This window comes from Roseateles albus (assembly GCF_028595345.1).
Taxonomy (GTDB): domain Bacteria; phylum Pseudomonadota; class Gammaproteobacteria; order Burkholderiales; family Burkholderiaceae_C; genus Paucibacter_A; species Paucibacter_A albus.
On the sequence record NZ_JAQQXT010000014.1, the window covers coordinates 59,319 to 76,816 of the forward strand.

The following is a 17,498-nucleotide window of genomic DNA, read 5'->3' on the forward strand; positions in this document are numbered from 1 at the left end:
AATGGCACTGTCCCCCAACTCCCTGTCAACCACGTCCCTCCCCTCGGGCGGTAATGATTTCCGCTCGCTCGACGCCTTGCGCGGGTCGGCTGTACGCGACCCCAAGTCAAGCATCCGCGAAACCGCCAAGCAATTTGAGTCACTCTTCATGCAAGAAGTGATGAAGAGCATGCGCGCCGCCACCATGTCCACCGAAATGATGGATAACTCGGCCACCAAGCTGGGCACCGAGATGCTGGACACCCAGTTCGCCGGCAAGATGACCGGCTTGCCCGGCGGCTTGTCGGGCGCGATCGAGCGCCACCTGCAACGCCAATTGGGCATCAGTGGCAAAGACGGTGACAAAACTGCCGAAAAGTCCGCTGTGCAAGCCTTGCCTGCACTGGCCCAAAAAGGCATCGCGCCGCATGTGCAGAGTTTTATTCAAAAGCATGACAGCGCCGCCAAGGCCGCCGAGGCGCAGACCGGCATTCCGGCCAGCTTTATGTTGGCGCAAGCGGCCCACGAATCGGGCTGGGGCAAGCGTGAGATCACCGGTGCCGGCGGCACGCCCTCCTTCAATGTCTTCGGCATCAAGGCGACTTCCAGTTGGACCGGCCGTGTGGCTGAAGTGCAAACTACCGAATTCATCGATGGCAAGCCTCAGAAAGTCATGGCCAAGTTCCGCGCCTACGCCAGCTATGAAGAGAGCTTCAAGGACTACGCCAAGATGATTGGCACCAACGAACGCTATAGCAAGGTCGTGGCGCAGGCGCAGAGCGGCGGCGCCGAAGGCTTCGCGCGCGGCCTGCAAAAAGCCGGCTACGCGACCGACCCCGAGTACGCGCAAAAGCTGGCCCGCGTCATCAACACCACGGTGCGTGTGCAACGCGCCTTGGCTTGAGCCCGCGCGCTGAGGAGCACTGAGCATGGGTTCCCTGCTTTCGATCGGTATTCGCGCGATGATGGCCAATCAGGCCGCCATCCAGTCGGTCGGTCAGAACATCGCCAATGCCAATACACCGGGCTACTCGCGCCAGTCGGTGATCCTGACAACCCCTAACGGCCAATTCACCGGGGGCGGCTTTTTTGGTCGAGGCGTCAATGTGCAGACGGTTGAACGGGCGCACAACGAGTTCCTGACCACGCGGGCCATCAGTTCCAAAGCATTGGCCCATATGGATTCGACCAGCATGGACAAGCTGTCCCAGCTGGAAAAAGTCTTCCCACCCGGCGAAACCGGCCTGGGTGCGGCCGCCGGGCAGTTTTTAAGTGCCATGGTCGATGTGACCAGCCGTCCGTCTGACCCTTCGGCACGGCAAGTCGTGATGGGCCGCGCCACCGAGCTGGCCTCGCGCTTTTCCAGTGCGGGCCAACAACTGGGGGAACTGCAAGCCGGCGTCATCAGCGATATGCGCACCAATGTCGATGTGGCTAACCAATTGGCCGAGCAGATCGCATTTGCGAACCGCGAGATCTCCGGCGCCATTGGCACCGGCCACACGCCCAATGACTTGCTCGACAAACGTGACCGCCTGATCTCGAACTTGAGCGAGTACATCCAGGTCTCTACCCTGGCGGCCAGCGACGGCTCGGTCGGCGTCTTCATCGGCGGCGGGCAAAGTTTGGTGCTCGGTGCACAAGCGCAGCGCCTGTCCGTCAGCGTCGACCCTTACGACGTCAAGCGAGGCACCCTGAGCATTGGCGATGCCACCGGCAGCCGTGAACTTGACGAATCGGTGCTGACCGGCGGCTCATTGACTGCCCTGCTCAAGTTTCAGAACAAAGACCTGCAAGACGCCCGCAATCTGCTGGGACAGATGGCTGCGGCCATGTCAAGTCGGGTCAATGGTCAACAGGCGCTGGGCATGGACTTGTCGGTCCCCCCTGGCAAAGGTGTGCCGCTGTTCGCCGTCGGCGCGCCGCGCAGCCTGCCCTCGGCCACCAACGGCCGCGACGGCACGGGCCGCTTTCTCACCGATGTGAAGCTCACCATCACCAATTCCAGCCAATTGCAGGCCAGCGCCTACAAGCTGCAGGCCAATTCCAGCGGCGCACCCGGCACCTATTTGCTCACGCGCTTGAGCGACGGTGTCCAGACCAATATCGTTGACGGCGACACGGTGGACGGCTTCAAGATGGACTTCACCTCCGGCGCGCCCGGCAATGGCGACACCTACATTCTTGAACCGGTAGGCCAAGCCGCGCTCGAAATGCGCCGGGTCTTGGATCAAACCTCGGGCATCGCCGCCGCCTCCCCGCTGAGCGCTGCGACCAATATCGACAACAAGGGTTCGACCACGGTCAATTCGATGTACGCCGTCAACGACAAACTGGACAAAACCCAGGCGCCGATGACCTTGACCTTTGGCGACCCTGACCCGCTAGACCAGGCCAAACTCCAGTACACCTTGACGCTGGCCGATGGGTCGGTGCTGAACGGTACTTGGGCGGCCGGTCAACGGATCGGCAATGAGCCCAATGCCGTGCCGCCGATTGATCTCGGCTTTGAGCTGAGCCTGAACGGGGTGCCGCGCAAGGATGACACCATTTCCATCGAGGTCACCAAATATCCGGCGACCAATAACGGCAACGCCAAGGCCTTCCTGAACATCCAGACCGAGAAGTTCATTGGTCAGCGCCTGCAGCCCGACGGCAGTCTGGCCGTCGGCTCCACCATCAATGAGGCCTATGCGTCCTCGATGAGCGAGATCGGCTCACGCGTGCAGGGAGCGACCTATTTGTCCGGCGTGTCGGTCAGCGTCGCGGCCGAGGCCGAGGCCAGCCGCGCCGGCCAGGCCGGCGTCAATATCGACGAAGAAGCCTCTCGCCTGATGCAGTATCAGCAAGGCTATCAAGCGGCCGCCAAGGTGCTGCAAGCGGCCCAATCCATTTTTGACGAGCTGCTGAGAATTGCAGCCCGCTAAATCAGATCAGTCAAGGAGTTAGCCATCATGCGCTTGTCCACCGCCAATATGTTCGACACCAGCATCGCCACGCTGCAGCGCCGTCAGCAGCAGATGCAGAATTCGCAGACTCAGCTGACTTCGGGCAAGAAGATCGCCAACGCCAGCGACGACCCCACCGGTGCAGCGCGGGCCGAACGGGCCATGGCGACCATCAGCCGGGTGGATGCCAATCAGCGCGCACTGGAAGCCAGCCGCAACGGCACCACCTTGAGCGAAGCCGCTTTGGGCGATGCCAATGAGTTGCTGCAACAAATGCGGGAAACCATGGTGTCCGCCGGCAACGCCAGCTACAGCGACTCCGAGCGCATCGGCCTGGCCAACAAGATTGCCGGTCTGCGCGACCAGTTGCTGGCCATCGCCAACCGCGGCGACGGCGCCGGCGGCTTTCTCTTCTCGGGCCAAGGCTCCAGCGACCCGCCGTTTCTTGACCAGGCCGGGGGCGTGCGCTTCAACGGCATGTCCGGCAGCATTCAAACCGGCAATATCGACAATTTCCCCTTGACCGTGGACGGGCGCATGGCTTTCGAGCAGGCGCGCAGCGGCAATGGCAATTTTGAGACTATCCCCAAGCCCAACACGATCACGGGCGCACAGCCCAAAGGCTGGATAGACGCCGGCCGGGTGTCAGATCCGGCCGCACTGACCGGCCACAGCTATCAAATCAATATCAGCGGCACGGCCCCCGCCACCACCTATGACGTGCTGGACGTCGACACTGGCGCTTCGGTTCTGTCCGGCGCCTATCAGACTGGCAAGGCGATCACCTTCGACGGCATGTCGGTGACGATCTCGGGCAACTTGGCCGACGGGGATCAGTTTGACCTCGCCCAATCCACCAACTCCCTCAAACTCTTCGACGTGCTGGACCGAACCGTGGCCGAGCTGCGCATGCCCTTGCGTGCCGGCGCCGAGATCACGCAGTCCAATTCCGGTCGCGTGCGCGATATTGATGCGGTAATGGTTAACCTGCAAAATGTGCGCAGCCAGCTGGGTGAGCGGCTGAACAATCTGGACGGCACCGAAAGCCGGATGGCCGCCCTGAAGCAATACAACCAGGCCGAACGCTCGGCCGCCGAGGATCTCGATATGGTGCAAGGCATTTCCGACTTCCAGAATCAGCAAAACGGCTACGACACCGCCTTGAAGACCTATGCAATGGTGCAAAAAATGTCCTTGTTCCAATACATCAGCTAAACCTTGCGCGCATCACCTCCACCGATCCGACCGACCCGCCATATTCAATGAACCATCAGATTCTGGGCGCAGTTGCGCTGGGCTATACCCCTTTGATCGACCGCCAACGCATGGTCACGGCCACCCGCCTGACCGTGATTCCCTTGCGACCCGACGCTAAACTGGAGGCCAGCGACTTGCTCGCGGCCGTGGCCGAGGTCTGGCCCGCCGGGGGCACTCAGGTGATCCTCAATGTTTTGAGCGAAGACCTGCTCGAGAGCCTGCTGCGCACCGCACCTTCGGCCAATGTGATGATAGAAGTGCCGGCCTTTATGGCCAGCGACGCCGCCCACGGTGAGCTTTTTCTGGCCCTGAAAAAACACGCCACCCCGCTGCTGCTGAAAGGCTTGCCGAGCACGGCCTTGGCGGCCGAAGTCAAACCTTGCTTCACCCATGTGGTGCTGGATCTGGACGATGAGAGTCGCGGCGCGACCGACAGCACCGGCCTGCCCAAGCTGCAGTCGGGCCTGCGCAGCGCGGCCGACATTGACGCGAGCTTTGCCCGTGGCGTGCACGGGGTCATCGGTTGGCCTATGCAGGGTGCTTACGAGGCCCCGGCCGTGCCCGGCAAGTCCGAAGTCCAGGCCGACTTGCAGGTCATTGTCGAATTGATGTCACGCATCGACCAGGGCGAGGACGTCGAGCGGCTGGAACAAACCCTCAAGCGCGACCCGAGTCTGGCCTTCAAGCTGCTGCGCTATCTGAATTCGGCCGCTTTCGGCTTGCCGGTGGAAGTGGCCTCCTTCCGCCATGCCATCATGCTGCTCGGTTATGCGCGCATGAAGCGTTGGTTGGCCTTGTTGCTGACAACGGCCAGCAAAGACCATGCGATGCGCCCCATCATGTTCGCGGCCTTGCGGCGCGGTCTATTGATGGAGGAACTGGCCAAAGGCATGAGCGACTCCGAACTGCGCGATGAAATGTTCATCTGCGGCCTGTTCTCCTTGCTGGACCATATGCTGAAGCAGCCCTTCAGCAAGCTCTTGCAGTCGATCCCTATGCCCGAGCGCGTGCGCCAGGCCCTGGTCGATGAGACCGGCCCCTATCAGCCCTATCTGGAACTGGTTCGCGCCGTCGAGCATGCGTCGGTTTACGACTACCGCAGCGCCGCCGAACAGCTGATGCTGGGCGCCGAGGAAGTCAATATGTGCGTTCTGCGGGCCTTGAGCAAGGCCGCGCAACTGGAGTGAGCAGCCCCAAGCTCGGCTGGCCCGTAAACTCGGGCCCAATGTCAGAACAGCTCTCCCTCTTGCCCCGAGACTTGGCCGCCTTGCGCGGCCTGTTTGGTTTGATCAGCGACCCGCTGATGCTGTTGAGCGAATCGCTGGACCTGTTGGAGGCCAACGCCAGCGCTTTGGCGGTGTTGGAGCAGCCGCCCGGCCAAACTTCGGGCAAGGGTCTGCACGGTCTGCAGACCAGCCACGGCGGGCGCCTGGGCGACTGGTTGCGACTGGCCAGCCGGGCCATCAGCGAGGGCCGCAGAGGCCCGCCCGCTCCCAGCATCAAGCTCCCCAATGGGCAACGCGCACCGCTCAGCTTGGTGGCCCTGCCGCCGCAAGACGAGACCGACCCGGCGCGCTGGCTGCTGCACGCCCGCGTTGAGGACAAGCCGCGCGCCAAGAGCAGCCCTGCCGTCTCGCCGTCCACTCAGGCGCTGCAACAAGCCTGCAGCGATGGAGTAAGCAGCCGAGAACATGCCGAGCTGGCGCAGTGGTTCAAGCTCTGCCCCTTGCCCATGGTGCTGTTCGATGCCCAAGGCCTGCTGCTGAAAAACAATGCGGCTTTTGCGGCCCTGTGCCTGCGCTTGCCGGCCACGCTGCATGAAGCCGACCCGGCCATCCAGCAATTGCTGGCCTGGCAGAGCGGCCGCTTGGCCGATGAACTGCTCGCCTTGCGAGAGCCCGAAGCCACGCTGCACACTCAGGCGAATCTGCACAGCCCCAATGGCCGCACGCATTGGCTGCAGGGCCGCGTGCAAGCCTTCAACGGGGGTCAAGGCGGCTTGCCGCAACGCTATCTGGCTGTGCTGGAAGATCGCTCGGTGGAGCAAGAACGCGACTTGGCTCACCAGCAACTCGATGCCTTGATGGACACCGCAGGCGTCGGCTTGGCCACTTTTGCGCAGGATGCTGGCTGGCTGCGCCCGCGCGCCTCACGCGCCCCTGCGGGAGCCCCGGGCGCCGCCCGCAACCCGATGGCGAGCTTGCAAGGCATCAGTCGCGACATTGTGGAGACGGCGTCCCTGCCCGAATTTGAGCGCCTGCAAAAATCGCTCAAAAAAGGCGACCGGATCGAAGTCAGATACGCGGTGCGGCACCCGGAACTGGGGCGGCGCTGGCTGCTCACAAGGGTTGAGCCGGGTCAGCTCAAATCGGGCCAGCGCACCACTTCGGTGGTCACGCTGGACGTGACGGCGCAGGCGCAGGCCGAAGACCGCAGCGAGCAACTGCTGCACGAGTTGACCACCATCATGGACAGCGCCAGCCTGGGTCTGGCCTATTTGCGCGGCGATCAACTGCTGCGCTGCAACCGCGGCTTCGAGCAAATGCTGGGCCTGAGCGACCCGCAAATCGTGGGCACGGCCGTCAGCCAACTGTTTGCGGCCCTGCCCGAATTGGCCACTCAGGTGCAGGCGGCCTTGCCCAATCTGCTTGAACAGCAGACCTTCGAGGCGGAGTTCTTGCAAGTCGGCAGCGAGGAGAAGCAGCCGCGCTGGTTGTCTTTGAGCTTGCGCCGCGTCACGCGCCCCGGCGAGGCCCCTGAGTTGGATGAGGTCAAGGAAAGCATTGCAGTCATCAGCGACATCAGCCGCCTGAAGGCGCAGCAGGCCGAACTGGAGGCCTTGGTGCAAGACCGCGAAATGATGTTCAGCCTCTCAGACGTGGGCATTGCCATTTTGCGCAATGGCCGGGTCACGCGCGCCAACGATGCGCTGGCGCAGCTGACCGGCTACCGCATCCATGAGTTGAGCGGTCTGGATCACCAGGAGCTGTTTGACAGCACCTTGGATTTCGACAACCAGAACGACGCCGTTGAAAGCGCGCTCAACACCTATGGCTTGTGGCGCGGCGAGCGACGCGTGCGCCGTCAAGACGGCACCGGGCTGTGGATGCAGGTCAGCAAACGGGTGATGCGCCCGGGCGCGCCGGACGAGGGTTTGATCGCCACCTATGTCAATGTCGATGACCGTTGGCGTGCCCAGCAATCGCTGATGTTGCAGACCGAGCGTGAACGCGCGGTGCTGGACTCGGTGCTGGTCGGCATCGTCACGGTGGGGCGCGGCGGCATCGAATGGATGAACCGCTCGGCGCGACGCATGTTCGGCGGCGACCTGAGCGAATTCGCCGGCCAGCCCATGAGCATCGTCGCTACGCCCGCGTCCGACCACCCCTTCAGGCAAAGCCATTACCTGGACGAGTTGACCGAAGGCCAGACCGAAGCGTTTGAGTGCCGCCTGAAGGCCTGCGACGGGCGCGAGTTCTGGGTTGTCGGCAATGCCGTCGTGACCGGCGCGCGCGCCACCGGCCGGCAGCTGACCTATGCCTTGCTCGACATCGACCGGCGCCGCCAGGCCGAGGCGCAGACCCAGCAGGCCCAGGCCAGCTTGAGCCGCATCATCGAGGCCGCGCCGCTGGCCATCAGCTTGCATGACGCCAAGACGCTGCGGGTCGAGCAGATCAACCAGGCGGCCGCCGCACTGGCCGGGCGTAGCGAGGCCGAGTTGATGGGTGCCAGCCCCGAGGATTTATTCGGCCGCGAGCAGGGCGAGCTGATTCGCCGCGATATGTTGGCAGCCTTGCAGGCCAGTGCCGTGACGCAGCACGAATACCGGCTGGGCAGTGGCGAGCAAATGCGCGTCTGGGATGCGCGCTTCTTGCATCTGGCCGGCACCAGCGAGGGCTCCGAATCGGCTGAAATCGGCGCGCCCGAGCAACTCTTGCTGGTGGCCAGCGATGTGACCGAGCACCGGGCCGCTGAAGAAGCGCGCTTGCAGGCCGCCATCTCGCAGCGCGAGCTGCTGGTGCGCGAAGTACATCACCGCATCAAGAACAATCTGCAAGGTGTGGCCGGCCTGCTGCAGCAAATTGCTGCGCGCCGCCCCGAGGTGGCCAGCGTCATCAACGAAGCGGTCGGGCAGGTGCATGCCATCGCGCAGGTCTATGGCCTGCAAGTGGGCGGCTCCGGGCCGCTGAGGATTCGCCGCGTGATGGACGCCATCATCGGCTCGGTGCAGCGCATGTCCGGGCGCAGCATTGCCACGCATATCGAAGGCGTGAGCGCAGCCCAAGCCAATCAATGGGCGCTGCCCGAGGCCGAATCGATTCCGGTCGCGCTGACGCTCAACGAGTTGCTGACCAATGCAATCAAGCATAGCCAAGACAGCGTGGTGTCCTGCACCTTGATTTGCGGCGTCAACAGCGTGGCGGTCGAAATCATCAATACAGGCCGGCTGCCCACCGACTTCAGTCTGGCGCAAGTACCCGGCGGGGTCTCGGGTCTGGGCTTGGTGCGCGCGCTCTTGCCGCGGCGCAGCGCCCTGCTGACCTTGGATCAGCGCGAGGAATTTGTCGTCTGCCGGATGGAGTTGCTGGCGCCCAGCGTCAGCCTTTTGAGCGAGCCCTGAACACCTCAAGAACTCGCCAACTGGGCTCGCCGACCACCGAAGCGCAGTTTGGGCGACAATGCGGCAAACAAGGTGGGCCAGCAGCCCACCAAGACACAGAAGACGCAGCACAGCGGGGGACCTCCAACGGTGAGCAACAAGGGCAAGATTCTTGTCGTAGACGACGACCGCCTGGTACTGGCGACGCTGACCTATGGTCTGGCGCAAGCCGGCTTCGAGGTCATTGATGCCGACAATGGCGACGACGCCATTTTGCTGGCGCGTGAGCACCGACCCGAACTCGCCTTGCTGGACATTCGCATGGAAGGTCTGAGCGGCTTCGATGTCGCCGCATACCTGCGCGAATACCTGCACATTCCCTTTATGTTCCTGTCCGCTTTTGCTGACGAAGAAACCGTCGCCAAGGTCAAGGAATTGGGTGCGGTGGCCTATCTGGTCAAACCGCTGGACATTCATCAGATCGTGCCGGCCGTCGAAGCCGCCTTTGCCAACCGCAAGCAGGCGGCAACGGCAAGCCCGCCCGCTTGCGCGCCGGTGACGCCGGTGGCACAGGTGACTCAAGCGACACTGCATGAGCTGCTGCCGGTCGCCGTCGGCGTGTTGATGCACCGCTATTCTTTGTCGCGCCAGGACGCGCTTGAGCGGCTGCAAAAGCTGGCTGCCGCCGAGGGTCGTGATACCGAGTTGCAGGCCCGGCTGCTGGTCGAGGCAGTCGAGATGCTGGCTCAGCCCGCCAGCGTGAAGTAGAACTGCGCGCCTTCGCCGACGACGGCCTCAGCCCAGATCTCGCCGCCATGGCGGCGCACGATGCGCCGCACCGAAGCCAGTCCCACGCCGGTGCCTTGGAATTCACTGGCACTGTGTAGTCGCTGAAAGACGCCGAACAAGCGGTCGGCAAATCGCATATCAAAACCCGCGCCGTTGTCGCTGACACGGTAGATCCACTTACCGTCCTCTTGCTGGGCCTCGAAACGGATGATGGGCTGCATGCATTTGCCGCTGTACTTCCAGGCATTGCCCAGCAAGTTCTCCAGCACCATGCGCAACAGGGTGGGGTCGCCCTGCACCAGCATATGCGGCTGGATATGGACATGGACCTTGCGCTCGGGACTGCTGCGGGCCAGCTCTTCGACCACAAAGCCGGCCAGCTGTGACAAATTGACCGGTTGGCGCGCCAAGGGCTGGGCCGACAGCTGCGCCAGCGAGAGCAGCGAATCGATCATGCTGTTCATACGCGCCGCCGCCCCCATCACCCGGTCCAGATGGTCGTTGCCGATGCGGTCCAGCAGACGGCCGTAGTCCTCCTTCAAGATGCGGGTGAAACCCTCCACCACACGCAGCGGTGCGCGCAAATCATGCGACACGGTAAAGCTGAAAGACTCGTGCTCATGCGCCATTTGCTGCGCCTGGGGTGACATGCCCGACTCGGGCCGCGCCAAGGGGCCGGCTTGCGCCGACTGCGGCCACAGGGCCAGCAGTTTGTAGCTGCCACCCTCGTCCGCAAAGCTGTTTGGCGGGCCTGGGTTTTGTGCAGCTTGCACGGCCATGGCAGCCGCCACTGGCTCGGGCAAACGGCTCAAACAGTCGGCCCAGCTGGCGCCCACCGCGCCTGCCCCAGCGCTCAAAGCCGCCGCCTGGCTGTTCTGAGCCAGCACCTTGCCATCACCCTTAGCGGACGCATCATCATCCAAGATCCAGGCCGGCCCGGGCAAGGCCTCCATCCAGCGCCTATCGCTGTCGGCGTGCGAAGCCTGCGGCAGCGCCTCGGCCGTCCCGCAATAGCCGCTGAAGCGGCCTTGCTCGTCCGAACAGGCGATGGCGCGTAAGCGCCAGCGCGCCCCGCTACCGTCGCCACACACAATCTGCAGGTCCAAATGCGCTGCCTGCGTTTCAAGCAGTTCACGCAAGGGTTGGGCACCCCCGTCAAGCAGACCGAAGCGCTCCCACACCGCTTGCGGTGCGGCAGCACCCGCCCAACGCGAACTCAGCACTGCTTGCGGCGCCTGCCAGCGCACCAGACGGTGCTGGGCATCGCTCGCCCACTGACAATGAGGTTGAAGCTGCGCCAACATCTGGGCCTGCATGCGCGCCTCGCGCAGCGCTTCAGAAAGCTGCTGGCGCGTCAAACGCACGCCGATATGCCAAGCCAAGGCCGCGACGACCAACAAGACCAAGGCTGTGCACAGCCCCGTCAACAACAGTACCAGCAGCCCCAGACCCTCACCTTGGCGCAATGCCAATACCAAAGCCAATAGGCAAAGCACCCCGGCCGCCAAGCTCAGCCCCAGCAAAAGCGCGACACCCCGGCCGGGCAAGCGGCGGCTACTGATGCGGGCATCGCTGAGACTGTTCATAAGGAACATTGTAGGGATGCAAATTGCCTTTTTTGCGCACGCGGGCCTTGCCAACAACGATCAAGCAAGGACCGAGCCCTCAAGTTAAACGCGGCCGCGCCGATACCGGATTCAGGCCGCAGTTACCAAGCTTGCGGCGAGCCCAGCCACGCGACTTGCATTGCTGGCCCTGGATTGGTGCGATGAGCGCCCTAACTTATCAGATACAGGCCTTCAGATTCAAGCACAGCGCTTATGCTGGACAGCAATTCATAGTCAAGGCCAAACGAGGACAATGCCGTAGAGATAAACAGTTTTGACGCCAGCACCCGCCCGCCAAAAATGGAAGCCCCATGCCGTCCACACCGAACCCCGATCAACAGGCCGCCTCTGCGGCCAATTTTTGCCTCGACGCGCAAGCCTTGGCGCGCCTGCAAGAACTCGACCCCAATGGCGCCAACAAGCTGATGGAACGCGTGATTACGGCCTATGTGAAGTCACTTGAGCGCCTGCTGCCCGAGCTTGAGAGCGCGCGCGGCGACAACTTGGACCCGAACGTGGTGCGCCATGTTTGCCATACCTTGAAGTCGTCCTCAGCCAGCTTGGGCGCCCTCGATTTGGCCGAGCGCTGCGCCGAGATCGAAACATTGGCGCGGATTGGCCAAACAGATGGATTGGAGCCCTTGCTAGACGGTATGCTCGCGCAAGTGATCCAAGTCAGGCAGGCTCTGCTGAGCCTGCTGCCCAATATTCCATGAACGCCGCCCCGCCCCATCTAGAAGACGAATTACTGGAGCAGCCCAAAGTGCTGCTCGTCGATGACGACGAGGTCAATTTGCTGCTGACCGCCGTCGCCCTGCGCGGACGCGGTTTTGAAATCACCGAAGCACGCAGTGGACGCGAGGCGCTGGCCCTGATGGCCGCCATGTCGCCGGACATGATCGTGCTGGACGCGATGATGCCCGAGCTCGACGGCTTCGAGACCTGCAAGCTGCTGCGCGAAAAACCCGGCCTGGAGTCAACGCCGGTGCTGATGTTGACCGGTCTCGATGATGATGCGTCGATCAGCCTGGCCTACCAGGTTGGTGCGACCGATTTTTTTGTCAAGTCGACCCAATGGAGCTTGCTGGCCGGACGACTGCGCTATTTGCTGCGCTCATCGCGTACCCGCATTGAGCTGGAGCGCAGCAAGGCGAGGCTGGCGCGCGCTCAAGACCTGGCCCGCATGGGCAGCTTCGAGTGGCACGCCGGCGGCGGCTTCCACCTCGCTGCCGAGGCCTTGCGCGTCTTCAGCAGGGGGCCGCATGAAGGCCTGGATTTCATCGGCGTGATGCGCATGGTGCCGCATGAAGAGCGCGCCCTGTTCTTGCGCCTGCTGCGCGATGTGATGGCACACAACTCGGTGCTGGTGACGGACCTTACCGTCACGCTGCTGGACGGGCGCCAACGGGTGGTCCACATCGAAGCCGAGCCCGAGTTCAACGAGCTCGGCAATGCCAACGGCTACACCGGCGTGATGCAAGACGTCACCGACCGCCGCCATGCCGAAGACCGCATTCGTCAGCTCGCCCATTTCGATGCGCTGACAGGTCTGCCCAATCGGCGCCAGCTGATCTGGCGGGTGGAGCGAGCGATCGAGCAAGCCCGCAAGGGTGGCCATGAGGTCGGCCTGCTGCTGATCGACCTGGACCGCTTCAAGATCATCAACGACACCTTGGGCCACGCGGCTGGCGACGAGCTGCTGGTCGAAGTGGGCCGGCGTTTGCGCGGCTGCGTCAGGCATTCCGACCAGGTCATGGAGGGCATGCTGGAGACCATTGGCGGGCGCTCCCACCGCACACTGGAAGCGGTGGGCAGACTGGGCGGCGATGAGTTCGTGGCCCTGTTGCCCGAGGTGGCCGGTGAGAGCGACGCCGAGCGAGTCGCCGACCGGGTGCTGGAAGCCTTGCGGGAGCCGATCTTTTTGTCGGGCCAGGAATGCTTTGTGACCGCCAGCATAGGCATCGCGCTATTCCCCAGAGATGGCCAGACCATGGCCGAGTTGCTGCGCAACTCCGACGTTGCCATGTATGCGGTGAAGGCGCAGGGCCGCAATGCCTCGGCCATCTACACGCCGCAACTGGACGGCAGCGGGCGCAAAAAGCTGGAGCTGGAGAGCGCGCTGCACAAGGCCTTGGAGCGCGGTGAAATCGTGCTGCATTACCAGCCCAAGGTCGATGTGCGCGGTGCGCGCATGGTCGGCGCCGAGGCGCTGATGCGCTGGAAGCGCGATGGCAAGCTGATTCCTCCGGGCGATTTCATTCCGATGGCCGAAGAAACCGGCTTGATCGTGCCGCTGTCCGAATGGGCGCTGAAAGAAGCCGCCCGGCAGGCGAAGGTTTGGCAGCTGAACTTCGGCTTTGCCGACTCGATCGCCGTCAACTTGCCCAGCCGCATGTTCGAGCGCTCCGACCTGGTGGAACATATTCATCAATGCGTCAGCGCTTACGGCGTGCCGCACCGGGCGATCCAGCTGGAGATCACCGAGAACAATTTGATGAAGGACTTGCAGAACGTCATCCCGTCGCTGCACCGGCTGAACGAGGTCGGGGTGGAGATCTCCATTGACGACTTCGGCACCGGCTACTCCTCGCTGGCCTACCTGACCACACTGCCAATTTCCGAGGTCAAGATCGACCGCACCTTTGTGCGCGATCTGGGCATCACGCCGCAAAGCTCGGCCGTCGTCACCGCCATCATTGCGCTGGCCCGCGCCATGGGGCTGCGTGTGATTGCCGAAGGTGTTGAGACCATGCGGCAAATGGATGTCTTGCACCGCCTAGGTTGCAGCCTGATGCAGGGCTTTTTATTCAGCAAACCGCTGCCGCCCGAGGAGGTTGAGCTTTGGCTGGCGCAAACGGTGCTGCCGCGCAAAGCACCCTGGATTGCCCGGGCCAGTGCCGACCCGATTGCAGGCCTGGAGTTCAACCCGTCAGACGCCCAACGCCCCACCGGCGGCATTCGATAGGAGTAACCGATGGATGAGCGTCGCCCCCCTGCGGCACGGGTGCCAACCGGCGCGCCGGCTGCGCAAATTGCCAAGGCTGCCTTGGTTCGACTTGCCCAAGCGCAGTTGGAGCCCACGCCCGAGAATTACGCCCGCGCCTATGCGGTCGAGTCCGGGACCGAAGCGGCCCCTGCCGCCCTGCCCGAGCCCGTCCTGACCTTGGTCGCCAAGCTGCTGGCCTTGGGCGTGAGCAGCAGCCAGACCCGCCTGGATTTGCAGGTATGCATGCGCGAGCTGCGTTGGGCCGATGCGATCCGCCAGGTCGAAAGCCTGCAGCAAAGCGAAGGCCCGGCAGCCCAGGCCGAGGCCTGGGCGCAAGTGATAGAGCGCTTGGTCCGGGGCCTCGAGCGCGGCGGGCGCCAATGGACGATGGCGAAGAAAAAGGACGGCGTGCAGCGGGTGCTCGAAGGTAATCGCAGCGATACCCAGCGCCTGCTCAAGCGCATGCGGGCCTTGGTCAATAGCTGGGATTCGGACACCGCCGACGCCAGTGTGGACACCAACGGCGAAGACAGCGGAGGCACGCCCAGCCAGTTCTTCACCGGCGACGACTTTGGGCTCGGCGAACTGGACGCAAGCGATGGACAGGGACTTGAGCAGGAGCTGACTTCAACGCACGCCGCTGGCCCCGCCGCTGCGGGCAGTATGACCGAGCAATGGCCTGCGGTCGAAACTTCGCTGCACGGCACCGTGCAACATGCACTGAAGAGCCCCGAGGGTTATGCAGACGCCTTGATGGCCGAATTGGATTTGGCGCATCGCGCACTGTTGAGCGATGGCGCCACGCCACAAGCCGCCGCGCATATTGATGCGCTGTGCCTGCGCGCCCGCCACATGCTTGATCACCGCCAACATATGTTTGGCGAGTTGGGCCAACTGTGCCGCGAACTCAGTGCCAGCCTGGTGGACCTCGCCGAGGACGACTCCTGGGCGCGCGGCCAATGCGAGGCCATGAACGACACACTGGAGCAGGGCTTGAGCGGCCGGGGTGTGCGCTCCGTGACCGAAATGCTGGGCGGCACGCGCGAGCGCCAGCGCCAGCTGCGCGATGAACGCAGCCGGGCCCGCGATTCACTGAAGTCTCTGATCCACCAAATGCTCGCCGAATTGGGCGAATTGGGGCAACACACCGACCGCTTCCAGAACAGCATCGGCCGCTACGCCGAAGTGATTGAAAAAGCCGACTCGCTGGAAAGCCTGGCCGGCGTGGTGCGCGAGATGGTGGAAGAAAGCCGCAGCGTGCAGTCGCTGGTGCGCCAGACGCAAGACCGCTTGAGCCTGGAACATGAGCGAGCCAGTAACTTGAGCCAGAAGGTGGTCGAGCTGGAGGGCGAGTTGCGCCGCATGTCGAGCGAGGTGCAGACCGATCAGCTGACGCAAATAGCCAACCGCCGCGGTCTGCTGGCGGCCTTTGCGACCGAGCAGGCCAAGCTGGAGCGCGGCAGCGGCGAAGACAATCCCGAGGCTGCCGAGAGCGCAAAAATCGCGCTCGCCCTGCTGGACATTGACAACTTCAAACGCCTGAATGACACGCTGGGCCACGGCGCCGGTGACATCGCCCTGAAGTCATTGGCCGAACGCGTCTCCAACGAGTTGCGGCCCGGCGACTTGGTTGCCCGCTACGGCGGCGAGGAGTTTGTCTTGATGCTGCCCAACACGCCGCTGGACGAAGCACAGGCGGTATTGCAGCGCCTGCAGCGCGCCTTGTCAGCCAGCTTGTTCATGCATGAGGGCAAGGACGTGTTTGTCACCTTCTCCGCCGGGGTCACCCATTACCGTCTGGGTGAAACATTAGAGGCCGCCCTCGACCGGGCCGATCTGGCCTTGTACGAGGCCAAGCACACGGGCAAGAACCGGGCTTGCGTAGCGCCTTGACTGCCGGACCAGTCTTGCCTTGCCTTGGCTAGCGCTAGAAGTTAAACGCCAGCCGCAGCCCGCCCCAGTGTTTGCCATTGACCACGATAGGCGCGGAGACCTCTTTGAGCAGCACGAAGCGGCCACCGCCCATATCGCGGCGATAGGTTTGCAGCAGAAATGGCCGCTGATTGCGCGCTGAAGCGAGGCCGGTGCGGTCATTAAAAATTCGCCGGTATCGGCTGTTGGCGGTGTTCCAAACCACATCGCCGGCGCGTTGCGGCTGGCAGTATTTTTTGTTGTGCGTCGCCACATAACCATTGCGGTCCACGGCAATGCAATAGACCACCTTGTCGCTGAGGCTGAGCAGCTTTTCCTGCACCGCCGGAAACTGCCGATCGGCCAAATCAACAAAGCCGGTCACATGCTGGGCAGGATTGGAGCCTGCAAGCGGCCGGTAGTTGTCATCGAACAATTGCGCAGGCTTGATGGCGCCCGTCTTCAAGGCTTGTTCTAACAGCGTCGAGATCTCCAAGGCGGCGCCCTGCGCGGCACGAATATAGGGCGCGTCATCGACCTCGACACCAGAGCCGGCAATCTGCTCGATCAACTGCTCGGACATTTTCAGGAATCGGTCGCTGCACGCAAAAGCCGTATCCAGGCTGATCATCGCCTGCTGAACCTCCTGCTCCAGCTCGGCCGCACGGCCGGACAAGGAATCGATCGTCAGTGCACTTTGGCTGGCCGAATCGGCAATCCGACCCACGTCGGCCTGCACATCCGCGAAGGCTTGATGGATCAGACTCTTTTGGGTTTGATTGGGATCGTTACGCAACTCGCGGCTGAAGAGCTCGATGCGGGCATCCAGATTTGCGACCGTGCCCATGATGGACTTGGATGAGTTCTCGACCTGCCCGGCCAAGGCCTTGACCGCATCGGCCACGACGCCAAAACCTTTGCCCGCCTCACCGGCGCGGCCCGCCTCGACAGAGGCATTGAAAGCCACCAAACGGGTTTGCAGCGCGATTTTGGTGATCTCGGACGCGGCGTCCGACACTTGCCGCAGCGTCTGCACAATGCCGCCGACCTCGTTACCCACCCCTTCCAAGGCGTGGGCCGCTCGGCTGACCGCGCTGCGTGACTGTTCGGTCGAATGACTGATGGCCTGCTGAGCACCGCGCACCAGGGCCAAATCGCTGGACAAGGCGCCCATCGCCTCGCATTGAGCGACGACCACTTTTTGGGTATCTTCCAAAACACCGCGCACTTCGGCGGCATCTTTGCCAACACTTGACACCGAACGGGCCACCTTGCGGATCAGGGCCATCAAAGGCTCAGCCTCCAGCTTGGCCGAGGCATCCAACGCGCCTGATGCTGCATGCACAGCGGGCTGGGCAGTTTCAGATCGGCGCTTCCACCACATCAATGACATTGATTCTCCCGCTCCAGGCCTTCATCGG

11 protein-coding genes are annotated in these 17,498 nt (G+C 63.1%); 9 read left to right on the forward strand and 2 right to left on the reverse strand.

What is annotated here, in order from left to right; all coding sequences use genetic code 11:
- Position 1: 1 nt before the first annotated feature.
- From flgJ to PRZ03_RS19545, 6 genes are all read left to right on the forward strand, one after another.
- The gene (flgJ, locus tag PRZ03_RS19520) at positions 2-883 is read left to right on the forward strand and encodes a flagellar assembly peptidoglycan hydrolase FlgJ (protein ID WP_263533458.1); all 882 of its coding nucleotides are present in this window, start codon (positions 2-4) and stop codon (positions 881-883) included.
- A gap of 25 nt (positions 884-908) precedes the next feature.
- The gene (flgK, locus tag PRZ03_RS19525) at positions 909-2,906 is read left to right on the forward strand and encodes a flagellar hook-associated protein FlgK (RefSeq protein WP_273601904.1); all 1,998 of its coding nucleotides are present in this window, start codon (positions 909-911) and stop codon (positions 2,904-2,906) included.
- Positions 2,907-2,933: 27 nt separating this feature from the next.
- Complete coding sequence (flgL, locus tag PRZ03_RS19530; RefSeq protein ID WP_273601905.1) at positions 2,934-4,142, forward strand: flagellar hook-associated protein FlgL; 1,209 nt, start codon at positions 2,934-2,936, stop codon at positions 4,140-4,142.
- 47 nt (positions 4,143-4,189) lie between these two features.
- Positions 4,190-5,371: an EAL and HDOD domain-containing protein gene (locus PRZ03_RS19535; protein ID WP_273601906.1), complete on the forward strand. Its 1,182-nt coding sequence runs from the start codon at positions 4,190-4,192 to the stop codon at positions 5,369-5,371.
- A 38-nt stretch (positions 5,372-5,409) separates the two neighbouring features.
- The gene (locus tag PRZ03_RS19540; protein WP_273601907.1) at positions 5,410-8,805 is read left to right on the forward strand and encodes a PAS domain S-box protein; all 3,396 of its coding nucleotides are present in this window, start codon (positions 5,410-5,412) and stop codon (positions 8,803-8,805) included.
- A gap of 129 nt (positions 8,806-8,934) precedes the next feature.
- Positions 8,935-9,552 (forward strand): response regulator, encoded by a 618-nt coding sequence (locus PRZ03_RS19545; protein ID WP_273601908.1) that lies wholly within the window; start codon positions 8,935-8,937, stop codon positions 9,550-9,552.
- On the opposite strand, the gene PRZ03_RS19550 is transcribed toward PRZ03_RS19545, so the two are convergent.
- On the reverse strand, positions 9,531-11,159 hold the full coding sequence (locus PRZ03_RS19550) for a sensor histidine kinase (protein ID WP_273601909.1): 1,629 nt from the start codon (positions 11,157-11,159) through the stop codon (positions 9,531-9,533). The two genes, PRZ03_RS19545 and PRZ03_RS19550, sit on opposite strands and share 22 nt — an antisense overlap.
- A 332-nt stretch (positions 11,160-11,491) precedes the next feature.
- Here PRZ03_RS19550 and PRZ03_RS19555 point away from each other — a divergent pair, with 332 nt between their 5' ends.
- From PRZ03_RS19555 to PRZ03_RS19565, 3 genes are read left to right on the forward strand one after another with little or no spacing between them, the layout of a single operon-like run.
- On the forward strand, positions 11,492-11,896 hold the full coding sequence (locus PRZ03_RS19555; protein WP_273601910.1) for an Hpt domain-containing protein: 405 nt from the start codon (positions 11,492-11,494) through the stop codon (positions 11,894-11,896).
- On the forward strand, positions 11,893-14,145 hold the full coding sequence (locus PRZ03_RS19560) for a putative bifunctional diguanylate cyclase/phosphodiesterase (protein ID WP_273601911.1): 2,253 nt from the start codon (positions 11,893-11,895) through the stop codon (positions 14,143-14,145). Before PRZ03_RS19555 ends, PRZ03_RS19560 begins: the two co-directional genes overlap by 4 nt.
- Before the next feature lie 9 nt (positions 14,146-14,154).
- A complete protein-coding gene (locus tag PRZ03_RS19565; RefSeq protein WP_273601912.1) occupies positions 14,155-16,059 on the forward strand; it encodes a GGDEF domain-containing protein in 1,905 nt (634 codons plus the stop codon).
- 34 nt (positions 16,060-16,093) lie between these two features.
- On the opposite strand, the gene PRZ03_RS19570 is transcribed toward PRZ03_RS19565, so the two are convergent.
- The gene (locus tag PRZ03_RS19570) at positions 16,094-17,422 is read right to left on the reverse strand and encodes a methyl-accepting chemotaxis protein (protein ID WP_273601913.1); all 1,329 of its coding nucleotides are present in this window, start codon (positions 17,420-17,422) and stop codon (positions 16,094-16,096) included.
- Positions 17,423-17,498: the final 76 nt, after the last annotated feature.